Annotated in this window: 17 protein-coding genes; 3 read left to right on the forward strand and 14 right to left on the reverse strand. The window is 64.2% G+C overall.

Features of this window, described 5'->3' with window-relative positions; genetic code table 11:
* The 10 genes from IF809_RS35385 to IF809_RS35430 all read right to left on the reverse strand — a co-directional run.
* On the reverse strand, positions 1-1,309 hold a 1,309-nt coding region (locus IF809_RS35385; RefSeq protein ID WP_462839852.1), incomplete at its 3' end, for a HAMP domain-containing protein.
* Positions 1,310-1,398: 89 nt separating this feature from the next.
* The gene (locus IF809_RS35390; RefSeq protein ID WP_128966790.1) at positions 1,399-2,313 is read right to left on the reverse strand and encodes a DMT family transporter; all 915 of its coding nucleotides are present in this window, start codon (positions 2,311-2,313) and stop codon (positions 1,399-1,401) included.
* Positions 2,314-2,391: 78 nt separating this feature from the next.
* Positions 2,392-3,186, reverse strand: coding sequence for an NUDIX hydrolase (locus IF809_RS35395; protein ID WP_128966791.1), 795 nt, complete (start codon positions 3,184-3,186; stop codon positions 2,392-2,394).
* Positions 3,187-3,190: 4 nt separating this feature from the next.
* Entirely contained in the window at positions 3,191-4,144 is a 954-nt protein-coding gene (locus IF809_RS35400) for a dihydrodipicolinate synthase family protein (RefSeq protein ID WP_128966792.1), read from the reverse strand.
* 122 nt (positions 4,145-4,266) lie between these two features.
* The gene (locus IF809_RS35405; RefSeq protein ID WP_128966793.1) at positions 4,267-5,145 is read right to left on the reverse strand and encodes an SDR family oxidoreductase; all 879 of its coding nucleotides are present in this window, start codon (positions 5,143-5,145) and stop codon (positions 4,267-4,269) included.
* A gap of 180 nt (positions 5,146-5,325) precedes the next feature.
* Positions 5,326-6,186, reverse strand: coding sequence for a MaoC family dehydratase (locus IF809_RS35410; RefSeq protein ID WP_453997240.1), 861 nt, complete (start codon positions 6,184-6,186; stop codon positions 5,326-5,328).
* Between the two features lie 94 nt (positions 6,187-6,280).
* The gene (locus IF809_RS35415) at positions 6,281-6,667 is read right to left on the reverse strand and encodes a Zn-ribbon domain-containing OB-fold protein (protein ID WP_128966795.1); all 387 of its coding nucleotides are present in this window, start codon (positions 6,665-6,667) and stop codon (positions 6,281-6,283) included.
* Entirely contained in the window at positions 6,667-7,824 is a 1,158-nt protein-coding gene (locus IF809_RS35420) for a thiolase domain-containing protein (protein WP_462839853.1), read from the reverse strand. Before IF809_RS35420 ends, IF809_RS35415 begins: the two co-directional genes overlap by 1 nt.
* A 388-nt stretch (positions 7,825-8,212) precedes the next feature.
* Positions 8,213-9,226 (reverse strand): hypothetical protein, encoded by a 1,014-nt coding sequence (locus IF809_RS35425; RefSeq protein WP_462839854.1) that lies wholly within the window; start codon positions 9,224-9,226, stop codon positions 8,213-8,215.
* Between the two features lie 186 nt (positions 9,227-9,412).
* Complete coding sequence (locus tag IF809_RS35430; protein WP_453997234.1) at positions 9,413-12,904, reverse strand: indolepyruvate ferredoxin oxidoreductase family protein; 3,492 nt, start codon at positions 12,902-12,904, stop codon at positions 9,413-9,415.
* Between the two features lie 280 nt (positions 12,905-13,184).
* Here IF809_RS35430 and IF809_RS35435 point away from each other — a divergent pair, with 280 nt between their 5' ends.
* A complete protein-coding gene (locus IF809_RS35435; protein WP_462839855.1) occupies positions 13,185-14,396 on the forward strand; it encodes a cytochrome c in 1,212 nt (403 codons plus the stop codon).
* Positions 14,397-14,546: 150 nt separating this feature from the next.
* Here the strand turns inward: IF809_RS35435 and IF809_RS35440 are convergent, their stop codons facing one another.
* Positions 14,547-15,191: a trimeric intracellular cation channel family protein gene (locus tag IF809_RS35440; protein WP_462839856.1), complete on the reverse strand. Its 645-nt coding sequence runs from the start codon at positions 15,189-15,191 to the stop codon at positions 14,547-14,549.
* Positions 15,192-15,356: 165 nt separating this feature from the next.
* Here IF809_RS35440 and IF809_RS35445 point away from each other — a divergent pair, with 165 nt between their 5' ends.
* The gene (locus tag IF809_RS35445) at positions 15,357-15,785 is read left to right on the forward strand and encodes a hypothetical protein (RefSeq protein ID WP_128966800.1); all 429 of its coding nucleotides are present in this window, start codon (positions 15,357-15,359) and stop codon (positions 15,783-15,785) included.
* A gap of 218 nt (positions 15,786-16,003) precedes the next feature.
* On the opposite strand, the gene IF809_RS35450 is transcribed toward IF809_RS35445, so the two are convergent.
* The 3 genes from IF809_RS35450 to IF809_RS35460 are packed head-to-tail and all read right to left on the reverse strand — an operon-like array spanning position 16,004 to position 17,548.
* Complete coding sequence (locus tag IF809_RS35450) at positions 16,004-16,813, reverse strand: isocitrate lyase/PEP mutase family protein (protein ID WP_128966801.1); 810 nt, start codon at positions 16,811-16,813, stop codon at positions 16,004-16,006.
* 51 nt (positions 16,814-16,864) lie between these two features.
* Complete coding sequence (locus IF809_RS35455; protein ID WP_026202720.1) at positions 16,865-17,215, reverse strand: antibiotic biosynthesis monooxygenase family protein; 351 nt, start codon at positions 17,213-17,215, stop codon at positions 16,865-16,867.
* A 24-nt stretch (positions 17,216-17,239) separates the two neighbouring features.
* A complete protein-coding gene (locus IF809_RS35460; RefSeq protein ID WP_128966802.1) occupies positions 17,240-17,548 on the reverse strand; it encodes an NIPSNAP family protein in 309 nt (102 codons plus the stop codon).
* Between the two features lie 81 nt (positions 17,549-17,629).
* On the opposite strand from IF809_RS35460, the gene IF809_RS35465 reads away from it, so the two are divergent.
* Positions 17,630-18,328 (forward strand): winged helix-turn-helix domain-containing protein, encoded by a 699-nt coding sequence (locus tag IF809_RS35465; protein WP_164938741.1) that lies wholly within the window; start codon positions 17,630-17,632, stop codon positions 18,326-18,328.
* Positions 18,329-18,526: the final 198 nt, after the last annotated feature.

An 18,526-nucleotide genomic window follows, 5' to 3' on the forward strand; every position in this document is an offset into this window, starting at 1 on the left:
GCATCAGGCGCTGATATTCCTCGCGGGCCGCGGCGTCGACGTAGATGGTGTGGGCGATGTCGCTGATGCTGTCGATCAAGTGCTGCGGGCTGTCATAGCCCATCATCCGCGCCAGCGCCGGATTTGCGTTGAGGAGATCGCCCGAAGGCGTCGTCACGTAGATGCCGTCGACCGAGCCCTCGAACAGCTTTCGATAGCTCTCTTCGGCGAGCCGCTGCTCGGTGAGCGCACGCACCGCCGCCTCTCGAGCCGTGTCGGCCTCCTCCAGCGCGCGTCGAAACACCTCTGCGGCGCGCGCGATGTCGCCGATCTCGTTGCCGAGGTCGGCCGACGGGATCGAGGTGTTCTTTTCCCCGGCCGCAAGCGCGCGGATCGAGCGCGCGATCTTGGCCAACGGACGTACTGTCCGCCGCACCACGAACCCGGCGGCGAGGATGCCGATCAGCACGCCCATGCTGCCGAGCACGATGCTCTGCCAGCGCGCCTCCGCAAGCGTCCGGGCGAAGTCGCGCGACAGCACATGGCCGCGGCGATCGCTGACGTCACGGAGCAACTCGGTGACGCGGCCGATCAGCCTCCCCTCGGTTCCCAACACCTCCCGGTCGATATCGGCGATCTGCCGTTCGCGGACGGCGACCGCGATGATGGCATCGGCGTAATTGTTCACGGCGGACTTCAACTTGCCGCCGGCGATGTCCATCGTCCGCATGCTCTGCGCGGCCTGCTCGGCCGCGGACGGATTGCGGGCGAGCAGCCCGATCGCAATCCGGCTCTGCGCTTCCGACAGGCGGGAGGCGAGTTCACGATCCCCGCTTGCGGAGACCGCCGCATCGAACTGGTCGCGCAGCGGCGGCAGCCCGGCGAGCAATTGCGCACGGCGGTCTATCAAGGTCGAAATCCGCTCCAGCCCGCTGCGGTAGGTCGCCAGCCGCTCCGAGACGCCGTCGATCATATCCTGCTGCTCGGGGGCGAGTTCGATGCGAGTCTTCTTGAGGATCTCACTCAGGGTCGAGGCGGCCTCGCCGACCTGCTTGAACTGGATGCCGGCGCCGGGATCTGTGACGAAGTCACGTGCGGCGAGCCGCAAATCGTTCATGCGGCGGTCGATGTCTTCGGCGAGATCGCCGACGCTTTGCAGCCGCTGAAGCTCGGCGAAGGTGGCATCGATATGCCGGATAGCGATCACGCTGGCGGTCGAGGTGACGATGATCACCGCCAGCACCAGAATGAAGCTGCCGAACGTCATCTGACCGATCGACAGCGAAAACGATCGCTTCGCCGGCGGATTGGGTGGCGCTTCGACGGGCATTGGGGCGGGACCGGACTCCATACGCCCCAATATACGCTGTATCGCCCCTCCGGGGGAACATGCCTCCTCCGGCTGGAAGGGGCTGATTTTCATGATGGTTTAGCGACCGCCGGGCCCCTGGCCGGGATTGTCATGGCGGCGACGCCGAGAACGACGCAGGCGAGACCAATCCAGGCGGTCCGGGCCAAGGTTTCCCCCAGGAACGCGACGCTGATGGCGACCCCGATGGGGACACGCAAGTAAGCCTGGGCGGTGGTGCCGACCGAGCCGAGGCTCTGGATCAGGCGGAAATAGATCGCGAACGCCGCCCCGGTCGAGAACGTCGCGAGCGCGAGCAGTGCCAGCACAGAAGCCAGCGACGGCGACAGCGTCCAGGGCTGCTCGACGATCAGCGCGGCTGGGATCAGCACGGCCGCACCCGCGAGCAGCGAGCCGGCGGCGGGCGCTATGGGGTCGAGGCCTTTGAAGCTGCGGCCGAAGATCGCGGCGCAGGCGTAGCAAATCGTGGCGGCGACGATGGCCGCCTCCGCGACCAGGCCGCTGCCGATCTCGTGGAACGCGTCGACGCCGACGATCAGGAGGATGCCGGCCATTCCGGCGACCACGCCGAACAATTTTCGCGGGGTCGTTGTCTCATGGCGGGTGACGATCGCAGTGAGCAGGAAAGTGAAGATAGGCCCGGCCGAATTGAGGATGGTGGCAAGCGCGGCATCGACGTGGCGCTCGGCCCAGGCGATCAGCGTCCAGGGGACGACGCTGTTAAGCACAGCCTGGAAGGCGAAGCGCTGCCAGGTCGCAGCGTCCATGGGCATGCTGATGCCCCGCGCCCACATGACGATGACCAGCAACAGGCCCGCAACCGCCGTGCGCGCGGCGATCAGCGTCACCGGCGGGATGGTGGCGACGCCCAGCTTGATGAAGGTATAGGAGCCGCCCCACAGCGTGGCGAGCGCGACCAACAACGCCAGCTCGACGGCGATATTGGTGTCCTGTCTGATGTCCACGACGTGCTCCGTCCATTCCGCGATGGACGGAAACTAGCGCGTCTGCGGCCGCAATACTTCGCTTGATATCGAAGTCTCCTAGCCGACTGCACCGACCTCGAACACCTCGCCGTCATAGCCGGCCTCGCCGGGAATGCGCAGCTGTCGGCCGCTCTCGGTTTTGGTCATGACCGGCATCACCGTGACGATCGACATCCCCCTCGCATGGTCGAGCGCGGCGCTCACGCTTGGTTGCTTGGCAAGCCGGATCAGGTTGCGCGTGGTTGGGAACGGCAGCTTGAAGCGGCCGCTCTCGCCGCCCTCCACCGCCTCGCGCGCCGAGACCCAGATCGAGTCGGTCGACTCGCGGCCGTCATGCGCGCCGAGCTGGTCGGGCGGCGCGGCCGCAAGGAAGAACCAGGTGTCGAACCGCTTGGGCATGCCCTCCGGCGTGATCCAGTGCGCGTAGGGCACAAGCGTGTCGAGGGCGAGCTGAAGATTGTTGTCGGCCAAAATGCTGAGAAAGCTGATCTTGTGCTCGTTCAGCGCGACGCGATGCGCTTCTGCGATCTCGCCGGCGCGTTTGGCATCAACAGGCGTGTTCGACCCCTTTGCGCGCGCCAGCAGGATGCCGCTCTCCTCAAAGGTCTCGCGGATCGCGGCGATGCGAAACCCGCGGTCGGATTCGCTCAAGGCTTCACCGCCCGAATAGAGATCGGCGCGAGCGACGATCTCCTGATCGCCGGCGTCAACGCTGCCGCCGGGAAACACCAGCGCGCCCGAATTGAACTCGATCTGATGATGGCGAACCATCATGAAGATCTCAACTTCTTTGGCGCCATCGCGCAGCAGAAGGATCGTCGACGCGGGGCGCGATGCTGATGTCTCGGCCATGCAGCTAACCTGCCGCGCTGGATTGCGGGCCGAGGTTGGCGCGCTTATCGAAACGGGCGACGCGCGACAAGAGGTAATCGACCTCGGCCTTCGCAGTTGCCGTGATCGTCGCGCCCGGCTTGCGCTGCGCACTGGAGGCGATGATGCCGCGCTTCTGCAGCACGTATTTGCGGATGGTCAGGCCGACACCGGGCTGCTGCTCGTAGCGGATCAGCGGCAGATGGGCGTCGAACAGATCATGCGCGGCATCGCGCTTACCGGCCTTGGAAAGATTGACGACGTCGATCAGAAGCTCGGGGAACGCATAACCGGTCATGGCGCCGTCGGCGCCGCGCTCCATCTCGAAATCCAGGAACGTGCCGCCATTGCCGCAGAGGATCGAGAGCGGCCGGAGCGAGCCGTCCTTCTGGAAGCCGCGCAGTGTCGAGATCTTCTCAAGCCCCGGCCAGTCTTCGTGCTTGAGCATCACGCAGTTCGGATTGTCCATGACGATCTTGCGGATCACGGCGGGGGTGAACACCACCTGCAAGGTCAGCGGGTAGTCCTGGAGCACCCACGGCACATCGGGACCGACCGCCTCCGCCGCCTGCTTGAAATAGCCTGATATCTGATCGTCGGTGCGCAGGCTTGGCGGCGGCGCGATCATCACGCCGGCCGCGCCCGCATCCATCGAGGCCTTCGCCAGCGAGCGCATGGTGGCAAAGCCCGGTGCCGAGACGCCGACGATCACCTGCATCTTCTTCGCACGCTTGATGAAGCGCACCGCGACCTGCTCGGCTTCAGTGGCGTCGAGCTTGGGCGCTTCACCGAGGATGCCGAGCACCGTGACGCCGTCGCAGCCGACCTCCTCGTAGAAATCGGTCAGGCGGTCGATCGAGCGCTCATCGATGCGGCCGTCATCATGGAACGGCGTCGGCGCGATTGCGAAAGTGCCCTTGGCGTCGGCAGTGAGTTTCATCAGTCTCTCTTTCTAAGTCATTCCGGGGCGTGCGAAGCACGAGCCCGGAATCCATTTGTCTGCTCCGCGTGCTTTACTATGGACCCGGGCTCACACTTCGCGTGCCCCGGGGATGACGGTGGCTAGAACCGCCGCGCGCCCATCTTGATCTGCTCCTCGGAGAAGAAGATCTCCTTGGCGTGATCGACGATGTCCCGGGCGTTCCAGCCCGTGTGCGGCGGTTTCCAGCCTTCCATCTCCATCATCCGCATTTCGCGCACGCCGCGGGGCCCGGACACGCCCAGCACCTTGCCGGTCTGGTCGCCCGACAAGTCGCTGACCATGTATAGCACGGCCGGCGCGATCCCGTCCGGCCCCAGAGCCGCACCTGGGTTCTCCTTGTAGCGGGGCAGGTCTGCGGTCATGCGGGTCAGAGCGCCCGGGGCGAGCGTCCAGATCCGGATATTGTACTTGCGGCCCTCGATCGCCAGCACGTTGGACAGGCCCCAGATGCCGCCCTTGGCCGCACCGTAATTGGTCTGGCCGAAATTGCCGATCAGGCCTGATGTCGAGGAGGTGTTGACAATGACGCCGCCGCCGTTTTCCCGCATCCAGCGAAACACCGGCATGGTGCAACAAAAGGTGCCCTTCAGGTGCACCTTGATCACCTTGTCCCAGTCGGCCTCACTGGCCTTGTGAAAGGTCTGATCGCGCAAAATGCCGGCATTGTTGACCAGAATATCGGCGCGGCCGAAATGCTTGATGGCGTCGTCGAACACCGACTGACCGCCCTCCATGGTGGAGACATCGGCGCCGTTGGCGACCGCCTTGCCGCCCTCGGCCTTGATCGCATCCACCACGAGCTGGGCCATCGACTTGTCGGCGCCGGAGCCGTCGCGGGGGCCGCCCAGATCGTTGACCACGACCGCGGCCCCTTCCCGCGCGAACAGTTTGGCGTAGGCCTCACCGAGCCCCCCACCCGCACCGGTGATCAGCGCAACCTTGCCGTCGAGTAATCCCATGGTGGCTTCTCCCTGTTTTTGTTTCTTTCTTACCTCGCCCCGCTTGCGGGGAGAGGTCGGATCGCCCTTGCGATCCGGGTTAGGGGGTACAGGTCTCAATACGCTCTGCCCTCGCAGGGAGGGCCCCTCACCCCACCCTCTCCCCGCAAGCGGGGCAAGGAGACGACGGCCGATGCCGACCTAACCCAGCACCGTCTTCCCGTTCTTGATCACGGTGACCCCGCGCGACTTCACCTTGGCTTCGAACGAGATCACGTTGCCGTCCTTCCAGAGGTCCATCGTCACGGTCTCGCCGGGATAGACCGGCGAAGAGAACCGCGCGACGTGTTGGCGGAAGGCAGAGGCATCGTAGTCGGCATAGGTCTGCAGCACGCCGCGGCAGGTGATGCCGTAGGTGCACATGCCGTGCAGGATCGGACGCGGGAAGCCGGCTTTCCTTGCGAATTCAGGATCAGAGTGTAGCGGGTTGCGGTCGCCGCACAGACGATACACCAGCGCCTGGTCGGGACGCGTCGTGATGTCGATGGTCTTGTCGGGGCTGCGCGAAGGGATCTTGTGTGGATCAGGCTGGGTCAGGTTCGGCCCGCCAAAGCCGCCATCGCCGCGGGCGAAGCGCGAGGCAACGATCGTTGCCAGCTTCTCGCCCTTCTCGTTCTTCAGCACGGTCTGATGGCTGATCACGACGCCCTTGTCCTTGCCCTTGTCGTAGACTTCGAGCACGGAGGAGTCGGCGGTGATGTTGGCGGCGACCGGCAGCGGCCGGTGGAAGGTGATGTCGCGCTCGCCATCGACCACCATCACGCGGTTCAGGTTCATCTCGCCGGGGCCCGAGCCCCAGGCCGCAACGGAGGCGAAGGTCGGCACCACCTTCAGCGGCCGCGGCGTAAGCGTGCCCTCGTTGACGAAGGCGAGCTCGTTTTCGTCCATGGGATCGGCGCCGAGGCCAATGCCGCAAGCGTAGAGCATCACTTCGCGGTCGGTGTAGGCGTATTTCTGGCCGAGGTTTTTGAGGGCTTTGAGTTCTTCGTATCTGGCGGACATTTATCTGGTTTCCTCCCTGAGTTTCTTATCCGCAGCGGCGATGCCCGTTAACGTGCCCTCTCCCCTTGCGGGAGAGGGTTACATTCGCGTCGCGTCAAGCCACCGTGAAGAACGGCAATGGCGCGCCGTCTGTCGGCTTGAACACCACCTTCACCTTTTGGCCGATCTTCAGCTTTTCCAGATCGCAGTCGACGAAATTGGTCTGCACCGATGGGCCCTCCTTCAGCGTGACGTAGCCGATGGCATAAGGGCCGGTCGGCGATTTCCGCATCAGGCTGTAGGTGTAGATCGTGCCCTCGCCCGAGGCTTCCTCCCACACCGTCTTGTCGGAGTAGCAGAACGGGCAGATCGAGCGCGGGAAGTAATGCGCTTCGCCGCAGGCGGTGCAGCGCTTGATCATGAATTTGCCTTCCTTCGCCGCATCCCAGAACGCGGCGGTCTCCGGATTTGTCACCGGGGCCGAGTATTTCTTTTCGCTCATCACACGCGCTCCAGAATGGCCGTCGAGGCGGCGTGGCGGACGCCGAGGAGGCCGCCGGTGCCGTGGGCGATAGCGAGATCGCAATTCTTCACCTGCACCTTCGGATGCGCCTCGCCGCGCAACTGTCTCACCGCCTCGAGAATCTTGGTCATGCCGCCGCGGTTGACGGGATGGTTGCTGCAGAGGCCGCCGCCGTCGGTGTTGAACGGCAGCTTGCCGACGCCCGAGATCAGATTGCCGTCGGCGACGAACTTGCCGCCCTCGCCCTTCTTGCAGAAGCCGAGGTCCTCGAGCTGCATCAGCACGGTGATTGTGAAGCTGTCGTAGATCGAAGCATACTTGATGTCCTTCGGCGTGATGCCGGCTTCCTCGAACGCACGCGGGCCGGACCAGACACCTGCAGAGTATGTGAGGTCGAGATCCTTGCCGCCGCGCGGGCCCTTCATCGCCTCGCCATGGCCGATCAGACGCACAAGCGGCTTCTTCAAGCTCTTGGCGATCTCCGGCGTCGTCACGATCAGCGCGCCGCCGCCGTCGGAGACGACGCAGCAATCCATGCGATGCAGGGGATCGGAGATCATCGGCGAGTTCAGGACGTCCTCGACGGTGACGACATCCCTGAGCATCGCATGCGGATTGTACTGCGCGTGATGAGAGGCCGCGACCTTGATCCAGGCGAGTTGCTCGCTCGTGGTGCCAAAGTCGTGCATGTGGCGCATGGCACACATGCCATAGGCATTGTGCGTGGTCGCGCCGTACGCAGATTCGAAATCGACCTCGGCGCCGGCGGCGCGCGGCGGCATCACGCCGGTGCGCGGCTTGCCGGCGAGCGTAACAAGCGCGATCGAGCATTTGCCCGCCGCGATCGCCTCGGCGGCATGGCCGAGATGGATGATGTAGGAACAGCCGCCGGTCTCGGTGGAATCGACGTGACGGAGCTTCTTGGTATTCAGCCCGAGATAGTCGACCATCGGCCAGGCGCCGCCGGGCGCATCGCCCGCGCAGAAATAGCCGTCGACATCGTCCTTGCTGAGCCCGGCATCCTCGATGGCGCCCTTGGCGACCTCGGCATGGAGCTGGGCGGTGGATTTGTCCGGCGCATGCCGGGTCGGGTGCTCGTAGATCCCGGCAATGTAGGCCTTGCCCTTGATGGTCAAAACAGAGGTCTCCGCTCGCGTTTCTTCTTGGCTCTTTTTTCTGAACCGCAAGGAGCTGATTGGCAAGCGCTGAAATATTCCGTCGGGCGAGAGAGTAGCAGGTTGGCGCAAGTGAGGGCGGTCATGGAGTCCCCTCTGCCCGCGTCGTCATTGCGAGCGCCGCGAAGCAATCCAGGACTCTCTCCGCTTATGCATCTCTGGATTGCTTCGCTACGCTCGCAATGACGGAAGAGACGACGGAAATTCTAATGGTGTTTTGCCCGACGCGCTTTATCGAAAACGGACCTGCGCCTCGAAAACAACCCCATGCACAGTAGAACGGCGATTGATTTCAAACGGGAAATCGCAAGGTGGACTGATCTGACCCGGCCCACGCCCGCCTCCCCGATCAATCAGCTCTCGGACGCGCGCGGGAGCGAAACGCAGTCACCGCGGCGAGGATCAGGCCAAGGGCCAGGAAAACAGCGCCGCCCTTCACGCCAAAACTGGTCTGGTATTGGGCTTCGGCCGCGTCATCCACGATCAGTGGCCGCGCATCCGGCCTGCTGGAGAGATAGCGAATTTTGGTTTGTCTCACCATCTGGACGCCGTTGCGCGTGATCAGCTGCCAGTAGGCCGAGCTGATATGGGCCGGCCCGTAGGTCTGCTGCCGTCCGCTCCTATCCTTCCAGGCGAGCGTCACAAGATAGCGCGGGGCATTGCCGGCTTTTGTCACTTCACCGTAGGCGCGGGTGATGTCCGCGGTAGCTTCATCGCCGCGGTCGAGGATTTCATTCAACGTACGTTGCTCGGCATAGGAGTTCACCAGCAGGTACCCGCCGAACAGAAGCATCGCGGCGGTGAGCATCGCGAGGGTGAACGGGACGGGACGCCGCGATCGGCTGTGGACCGCCCCACTCGCCGGCCCGCCTCGACGCGCCGACCACGTCTGCCATCCGATCACGAGCAGCAGGATCACGGCGCAGATGCCCGCTCCCGCCAGCACAAATCTGGATGTGGAACGGATATGGCTCAAATGATCGTCGAGATCCTCGACGATCACCGGAAGCGATGAATCGTCGTCAACGGCCTGAATGGGGACCGTCAGCAGCTTGAGCTGATTGCCGACCGTGATGCGCGCCGCATAGGCGGCGCTGACCGCAATGCCCTTGCGCTCCCGCTGAACGCCGTCTTTTCCGGTCCATTGCAGTCCGATCGACAGGTTTTCGTCGACGTACCGGGGCCAGATCCCATCGAACACGAACGGAAATCGGCTCGAAACGACTTCGGCGGTAGTGATCTTGCCCGTGGTGCCATAGCCATCACGCATGACGCGTTCGATGTCATGCTGATGCCAGTACATTCCCAACGTCGCCAAAAGGCCGACGGCGACCAAGACAATCAGACCACCGCGCAATGACATCGATCATCGCCCTGCATAGCGCACGACCGCATGTCCCGCCGCGCTTCACCATCGAAGGTTGGTGATATCGCCCATATGCAACTCTTGTCAAACGTAAGCCATCAGGGCGGGTTAGCGACAGCGCAACCCACCTCTTTGCTTGCCACACGGCGAGGACATGGTGGGTTACGCCTACCCTACGAAGTCCTACTCCGCCGCGATCTCTCGCGGCGCCGGCGGCGGGCTCGCCAGATCCGCGGCGAGTTGGGCGTAGCGCGCCTTGGCATCCGCCACGGCCTTCTCCTTCACCGGACCGTAGCCGCGGATGCGGTCGGGCAGCGAGAGGAGTTCGACCGCGGTGTCGTGCGTGACCGGCGACAGCAGGCCGAGCACGGTGGCGACGTCCTTCTCGTAGCCTGTGATCAAATCGCGCTCGAGCTTGCGGTCGGCGCTGCGGCCGAAGATGTCGAGCGCGGTGCCGCGCAGGAACTTGAATTTTGCGAGGATCCGCAAAACCTTCAGCATGCCGGGGCCGAACGCACGTTTCTTCGGACGGCCGAGCGCGTCTACGCCCTTGCTGAGGATCGGCGGCGCAAAATTGAAGTTGAACTTGTAATCGCCCTCGAACTGATCGCGCAGCTGCTGCTCGAAGGCGCCGTCGGTAAAGAGACGCGCGACTTCGTACTCGTCCTTGTAGGCCAGCAACTTCGCATAGTTGATTGCCACCGCGCGCGGCAATGTATCGCCATAGCCGCCCTTCACTGCGGCGTCGCGGACCTGGTCGACCAGCCTGCGATAACGCCTGGCAAGACGAGCGCTCTGATACGCGGTCAGATGCTTGGCGCGATGTTCGATGATCTCGTCGAGCGACATCGCGTCCAGCGACTTGGGCGCAGTCACCTCGTCGGTTCCCTTCAGCATGCCGGCGAGGCGGGCCGGATCGGTCACCGCGAGACGACCGAGACGGAAGGCCTCCTTGTTCATCTTGATCGAGACGCCATTGACCTCGATCGCCTGCTCGATCGACTCGGCCGAGAGTGGCAGCAGGCCCTTCTGATAGGCATAACCCATCATCATCATGTTGGTGGCGATGGCATCGCCGAGCAGTTGTTCGGCCGGCTTGGTGAAGTCGAAAAAGACGGAGTCCTCATGCAGCGCCGTTTCCAGCAATCCGTTCAGCTTGCGGGTCTGGAAGTTGAAATCGCGGTTGAGGATGAAGTCGGCGGTGGGAATGACGTGGCTGTTGATGATGCCACGTGTGCGGCTGGAGTCGCAGAGCGAGATGGTGTCCTTGGCGACTGCGACCACCTCGTCGGCGGCGAGCACGAGATCGGCCGTGCCGGTGACGATGCGTGAGCACGTCACCTCGGCCGGATGATCCGAGAGGCGGACATGGCTCAGCACCGCACCGCCCTTTTGCGCCAGGCCCGACATATCGAGGATCATCGAGGCCTTGCCCTCGATATGAGCGGCCATGCCGAGCAGCGCGCCGATGGTGAGCACGCCAGTGCCGCCGACGCCGCCGACCGCGATGTTGTAAGGCTTGTCGAGCGAGGGCCGCGTGGCCGGCTCTGGCAAGGCGCCGATCTCCTCCAGCTCCGCCGGCGCGCGGTGACGCGGCGCTCCGCCGTCAATGGTGACGAAGGACGGGCAGAAGCCCTTCACGCAGGAATAGTCCTTGTTGCAGGACGACTGGTTAATGGCGCGCTTGCGGCCGAACTCGGTCTCGAGCGGCTCAACCGAGATGCAGTTCGACTGCACCGAGCAGTCGCCGCAGCCCTCGCAAACGGCCGGATTGATCATGACGCGGCGCGCCGGATCCTCCATCAGGCCCCTCTTGCGGCGGCGACGCTTCTCGGCGGCGCAGGTCTGGACGAAGACGATCGCGGACGTGCCCTTGTATTCGCGGCACATCTTCATCACGTTCTGCAGCTCGTCGCGGTGATATTTCTTCACGCCGGGCGCGATGCTGTCGGCCGGATAGGCATCGGGATTTTCCGAGACTAGGTAGATCTCGCTGATGCCCTCGGCGTGAAGCTGGGCCATGATCTTCTGCGGCGACAGGTCGCCGTCGTGCCGCTGGCCGCCGGTCATGGCGACCGCATCGTTATAGAGGATCTTGTAGGTGATGTTCGCCTTCGAGGCGATCGACTGGCGGATGGCGAGACTGCCGGAATGGAAATAGGTGCCGTCGCCGAGATTCGCGAAAATGTGGTTCTCCTTGGTAAAGGGCGCGATGCCGACCCACGGCACACCCTCGCCGCCCATATGCGTGAAGGTCTCGGTCGACCGGTCCATCCACAGCGCCATGAAGTGGCAGCCGATGCCGGCCAGCGCGCGGCTGCCCTCGGGCACTTTCGTCGATGTGTTGTGGGGACAGCCGGAGCAGAAATAGGGAGTGCGGGAGACAGGCGCGACGGCCTGCATCTGGGTGGCCTGGCGGCCGTTGAACCAGTCGGCTTTAGCGCGGAGCATGTCCGCGATCTCGGGGTTGAGATTAAGTCGAAGCAGTCGCTCGGTTAGAGACGTTGCAAGCGAGGCGACGCTGAGTTCGGCGGCGAAGGTCAAAAAGCGCTTGTCGTGCTCGTCCATCTTGCCGACGATGCGCGGACGCACGTCGTCGCGCCAGTTGAACAGCTCCTGCTTGACCTGGTTCTCGACGATCTCGCGGCGCTCCTCGACGATGAAGATCTCCTCCAGGCCGACCGCGAACTGGCGCACGCCTTCCGGCTCCAGCGGCCAGGGCATGCCGATCTTGTAGAGACGCAGGCCGATTCTAGCGGCAACCTCCTCGGTGATCCCAAGTTCGCGCAGCGCCTGCCGCACGTCCTCGTAGCTCTTGCCCGACGCCATGATGCCGAAGCGGGCGTTCGGCGAATCCATGGTGACGCGGTTGACCCTGTTGGCGCGCGCGAAGGCGATCGCGGCAAAGCCCTTGTAGTCCTGCAGGCGGCGGTCCTGCTCGAAGCGGTCGTCGGGCCAGCGCAGGTTGAGGCCGCCGGGCGGCAGCTCGAAATCGCTGGGGATGATGAACGGCTTCATCTCGTCGGTGAGATCGATCTCGGCGGTGGTCTCTACCGTTTCCGTGATCACCTTCATGCCGACCCAGCACCCGGAGTAGCGCGACATCGCGATGCCGAGCAGGCCCATCTCGATCATTTCATGGATGCTCGAGGGATAGAGATACGGCATCAGGGCCGAGATGAAGGCGTGGTCGGACTGATGCGGGACGGTGGAGGACTTGGCGCCGTGGTCGTCCCCGGCAAGGCACAGCACGCCGCCGTTCTTGGCCGAGCCCGCGGCATTGCCGTGGCGGAAGACGTCGCCGCAGCGATCGACGCCGGGGCCCTTGCCGTACCAGATCCCGACAACGCCGTCATAGCTGGCGCCGGGCGAAAGGTTGAGCTGCTGCGAACCCCAGACGGCGGTCGCCGCCAGGTCCTCGTTCACACCGGGCTGAAATTTGATGTTGTACTGCTCGAGATGCTTGCGCGCGGCGAACAGCTGCTGGTCGTAGCCACCGAGCGGCGAGCCGCGATAGCCGGAGATGAAGCCTGCGGTATTGAGGCCATTGGCGCGATCGCGCCGGATCTGGGCCATGGGCAGGCGGACCAGGGCCTGGATGCCTGTGGTGAAGACGTGTCCGGTTTCCTGCGTGTATTTTTGATCAAGACTGATCGGACCCTGGTTGATGCCCATCGTTGTCCTCTTCCGCCCTCTCGAGCGTTTGGCCACTTAAGCCGTTGCCTGCCCGTCGTTTTTAACTAGGGGGCGCCGACCACCTGCGCCACTCTATGTCGGATATTTCACCTTCCGCATCACAAATCTGGACCTCACCCGGCGACGGCAAAAAAACGCAATTTCGTGGCCGGAAAAGCATTGGCGTTTTTCAATTTGTGTCACCATCGCCCGGCGCCGCGCAACGACGTGACGCCGTATGATGTGAGCGGCTGATGAGTCGCAGCAAGAAGGGTCGACGATGCGGAGGATTCTGGCTGGCCTGGTCTTGTGCAGTGCGGTTGCGAGCGCAGCCGTGGCCGCCGAGCCGTCACCCGAGCTGATCGCCGCCGGCAAGACGCTGGTCGAGGCCGGCGATTGCGCCGGCTGCCACACCGCCGATCCCGCAAAGCCGTTCGCGGGCGGCAAGCGCATCGAGACGCCGTTCGGAGCGATCTATGCGCCGAACCTGACGCCGGACCGCGACACCGGGATCGGCGCCTGGACGGATGCCGACTTTACCCGCGCCGTGCGCTACGGCACCGCACCGGACGGCTCGCTCTACTACCCGGCCTTCCCCTACCCCTACTTCACCCGGATGACCAAGGACGACACGCTGGCGATCCGCGCCTATCTCGGCACGCTGACGCCCGTCCTCAGCCGCAACAAGCCGCCGGAGCTGCGCTGGCCGTTCGGTTATCGCGGCCTGATGCGAGCCTGGAATTGGTTGTTCTTCAAGCCCGGCCTGTTCGAGCCGGACCAGAGCAAGAGCGTGGCCTGGAACAGGGGCGGCTATCTCGTCAGCGGGCCCGGCCATTGCGGCGCCTGCCACACCCCGAAGAACTATTTCGGCGCCGACAAGAACGCGCAGGCATTGACCGGCAGCGAGCTCGGCGGCTGGTACGCACCGCGGCTCGATGGCGCCGCGCGCACCGGGTTGCAGTCGTGGAGCGAAGAGGACATCGCCGAATATCTGCAAAGCGGCCGCAACGCCAAGAGCCATGCCGGCGGGCCGATGGCCGAGGTGATCGTCAATTCGACCTCGAAGATGAGCGATGCCGACGTGCACGCGATCGCGGTCTACCTGAAGAGCTTGCCGCCGGCGCGCCGCGAGACCATCGTGACGCCACCCGACGTGGCCGAGATGAAAGCGGGCCAGGCGGTCTATGCAAAACTCTGCATCGCCTGCCATGAGGCCGACGGCAGCGGCGCCCCGCGCATCTATCCGCCCTTGCCGGCCAATGCGCTGCTGCAATCGATCAATCCGTCCTCGACCTTGCGCGTCATTCTCGACGGCGCCCACACCGTGACGACGCCGCGGGCGCCGAACACCGGCGAGATGCCGGGCTATGCGAAGCAACTGTCCGACGAAGAGATCGCAGCGGTGACGAACTATATTCGCAATTCCTGGGGCAATGCCGGCCCTTTGGTAACGCCGGCGCAGGTGGCGAAGGCGCGCGGGCAAGGGCCGTAGCTCTGTCCTCCCCATCATTGCGAGCGCAGCTGAGCAATCCAGAGTCCCTCCGCGGAAAGATTCTGGATTGCTTCGCGGAGCCTGTCATCGGGCCGCGCCTTGCGGACCCGGTGGCTCGCAATGACTTCGATAGAGCTGCAAAAGAAGCAACTACTTCTGCTCATCTCCCGTGAACACGAATTTCGGCATCTCCCATTTGTAGCGCACTGCGAGCAGGCGGAAGCTGATGCCGAGGAGGAAGGTGAGGATGGTCCAGAGCTCGGCGTTCAGATTCAAGCCGAAGGCGGTTGCGTAGAACAGGCCCGTTACTACCGAGACGCTGGCGTAGAGCTCGGAGCGAAACAACAGCGGCACGTCGTTGCAGAGCACGTCGCGCAGCACGCCCCCCGCACAGCCGGTCACCATACCGGAGACGATCACGATCGGCAGCGAGGCATCCATCTGCCAGGCGATGTCGCAGCCGGCCATGGTGAAGACGACGAGGCCGATCGCATCGAGCACGATGAAGGCGACCTTCAGCCGGTGCACGAGCCGCGCGGTTAGAATGGTGAGGAAGGCCGCCCCGCCCGCGAGGGCGAGATAAACGGGGTTTTGCACCCAGGCCAGCGGATAGTGCCCGAGGAAGAGATCACGCAGCGTGCCGCCGCCGAGCGCGGTGATGCAGCCGAGGAAGCAGACGCCTAGCCAGTCCATGCTGCGGCGCCCGGCGGCGAGCGCGGCCGTCATGCCCTGCGCGGCCACGGCAACCAATGAGAGGAAATGCAGCACGCTATCGCTTGGCGGCAGGCTCCACATCGCCTTGTTCCCTTTCCTGCAGGATGGAACCGTCCGCGCAGGGTCCCCGATGAACTGGTTCCCGATTCCTCGCCGGAGGGCAACATACGACGAAAGCATTAGGGGCGCGGAACAGAACCTCGCAGCCGAGGGTTGTCAGGACGCAATCAACGAGGAGACCAATCGATGGCTGACGACCGTTTTCCCAACGATCCGTACCGCCCGACGAACCTCGCCGACGATGAGTATCTTCGCGCGGCGCGTCGGGATGCCGACCTGCAGGCCGATCCCGAACTGGGCGAAGGCCCCGCCTCCAGCGGCAAGGTCGCCCTGTTCGCCGTGGCGATCGCCCTGGTGCTCGGCGCCGTGTTCTATGGCTTGAACAACACCAGCACCGGCAACCAGGCCAGCAACACGCCTGCGACCCAGACCGCACAGCAGACGGCTCCGGCCAATCCGGCCGCGCCTCCCGGCATGCGCGACGTGACGCCGCGCAACAACACCGCGCCCGGCGTGACCACGGGTGCCGCGCCGAGCAAGCCGGCCGCTCCGGCGGATACGCCTGCGGCAAAGCCGGCGCCGGACACGCAGACGCCGTCTGACGGCGCAAAGTAACAAGGCGATTGCCGTCGCGTAACACATCACTGTCATCGCCCGGGCAGTGCGCAATTGCGCACCAGGACCGGGCGATCCAGTACTCCGAGACAGTTGTGATAGAGTCGAGAAGCAGCGGCGTACTGGATGCCCCCTTTCGCGGGGCATGACACCGAGAGGATGAAAGAGCGGCGGGACATAACATCCCGCCGCTCTTCGTTTGGCTCTATTGCTTGCTCCTAGCCGAACATCTTGTTGAGCTCGCCGCCGGGATACCCGCTGGCAAGCTCGGTGAACGTCCCCTTCTCTGCCATTTCCTTTGCCGCGCGCATGAAGCCGCCCCAGGCGGCGCGGGCGAGCGAGCCGCCGACGCTGATCCGGCGCACGCCGAGATCTTCGGCCTCCTTCAGCGACAGACCGGAGCCGCCGATCAGGAGATTGAACGGCTTGGGTGCGACGGCCTTCACCACGGCACTGATATCCTCGCGGGTCTTCAGGCCGGGCGCATAGAGGCAATCGGCGCCGGCGTCCGCGTAAGCGGTGAGCCGGTCGATGACGAGCTTGAGATCCGTGACACCCCACAAGTAAGCCTCGCAGCGGCCGACCAGCAGCGTGCCGCTATCGCCGATCGCCTTGCGCGAGGCCTTGATGCGCTCGACTGCCAGCGCACGCTCGTAAAGCGGCTTGTCCTTGTCGCCGGTGGAATCCTCGATCGAGAGACCGGCGACGCCGGTGCGCACGCCGCGCTCGACATGATCGGCGACCTGATCCGGCTCGACGGCGAAGCCGCCCTCGAAATCCGCATTCACGGGGATGTCGACGGACGAGCTCAATGCTGCCAGGTGCTGACAGACATCCTCGACCGTGACACGATTGTCGGCCTTGCCGATGGTCCAGGCAAAGCCCGCACTCGACGACGCGATCGCCTTGAATCCGAGATGCTGCAACGCCTTGGCGCCCCCGACATCGACCGGATTGGGCAAAATGAAGCAACCGCTTTCGTGCATCTTCCGGAAGGTCGCGCGCTTGTCAGCAGTTGTCACATGCATGTTTCTCTCCCTTGTTGGCCGCGCAGAGATAGGCACGCGCTTTCATGACCGCTAGTGCGCGTCGTGCACGGCGCGACTGTCCTTCGGCGCCTGCTCGCGATCGTTCATGCCGTAGTCTCTGACCACGCTGGCGATGCGCAGATGATAATCGGCAAAGATCTGCGCCCTGCCCTTGGCCTGGGTGCGGCGGTGCTCCATCGTGTTGCGCCAGGCCTGCACCGCCGCCTCGTCCCGCCAAAACGAGACCGACAGGATCTTGCCCTTCTCGGTCAGGCTTTCGAACCGCTCGACCGAGATGAAGCCGTCGATGGTTTGCAGGATTGGCTTCAGATCGGCCGCGAGGTCGAAATAGTCCTGTCGGTGTTCCGGCTTGGGCCAGACTTCGAAGATCACGGCGATCATGGGCGTCTCCTTGTCGTTGATGGCCTACACTACCACCTTGCGCAGGAAGGTGCGCTCCTCCGCGAGAATGAATTTGTTGTCCTCGGCGAAATGGAAATTCGCCATGCCCTCAGCGTCCTGCCGCAGCCGCGCGCGATAGGCTTCATAGGCGGCGAGGCTTTCGAAGGTGATCAGCGCAAAGGCGATGTTGTTGGTGCCCTCATGCGGCATGAAATAGCCGATCAGGTCGCCGCCACATTTCGGGATGATGGTGAGCCAGCGCTTGGAGTATTCCTCGAACTGCGCGCGCTTGAACGGATCGAGCTGGTAGCGGATGAAGACGGTGACGGACATGATGGGCACTCCGGTGCTTATGACGACGTAGTGAGAGGCTACGCGCTTGCCTGTCCACAATGCTTCGGCTATCATCGAAGCATGAAAGCAGGACCCGACATCGCCATGGTCGCCTCGCTGGTCGGCGACCCCGCCCGCGCCAACATGCTCACGGCGCTGATGAACGGACGCGCGCTCACGGCCAGCGAGCTCGCGCAGGAGGCCGGCATCACGCCGCAGACCGCGAGTTCGCACCTGGCGAAACTCGAGGCCGGCGGCCTGGTCGAGCCGGAGAAGCAGGGCCGCCACCGCTATTATCGTCTCACCGACGACGACGTCGCCGGGGTGCTGGAAGGCCTTGCGGGCCTTGCCGCGCGCACCGGCCACATGCGCGTGCGCACCGGACCGAAGGATCCGGCGCTGCGGCGCGCTCGGATCTGCTATGACCACCTCGCCGGCGATCTCGGCGTGCAGATGCTCGACACGATGCGTGCGCGAAACCTGGTCAGGCAGAAAAAGCAGGACATCGAGCTGACGACGGAAGGCGAGCGCTTCCTCGCCAAGCATTTGCAGATCTCGCCCGAGATGCTCAGCCATCCGCGCCGCCCGGTCTGCAAGGCCTGTCTCGATTGGAGCGAACGGCGGCACCATCTCGCCGGCACCCTGGGCGCCGCCATGATGCAGCGCTTCTCCGAGCTGAAATGGGCCGCGCGCGACGCCACACCCGGCAGCCGCGTGGTCAACTTCACCCGCACCGGCGAGAAGCAGTTCGCGGCCCTATTCGGGAACGGCAAGGACTGACAACACGTTTGCGTGTGGACTCTCACCGCCGTCATGGCCGGGCTTGACCCGGCCATCCACGTCTTTATTGCGGCTGGCACGTGGATGCCCCGGGACATCTGGCGCGAAGACGCGCTTCGCGCTTTTGCCGGGCATGACGGAGACCGCAATGAACCGCATCTTCCCGGCAACGCTCGGTATCGCCCTTATGACTATCCC

The sequence above is a fragment of the Bradyrhizobium sp. UFLA06-24 genome (assembly GCF_054967145.1).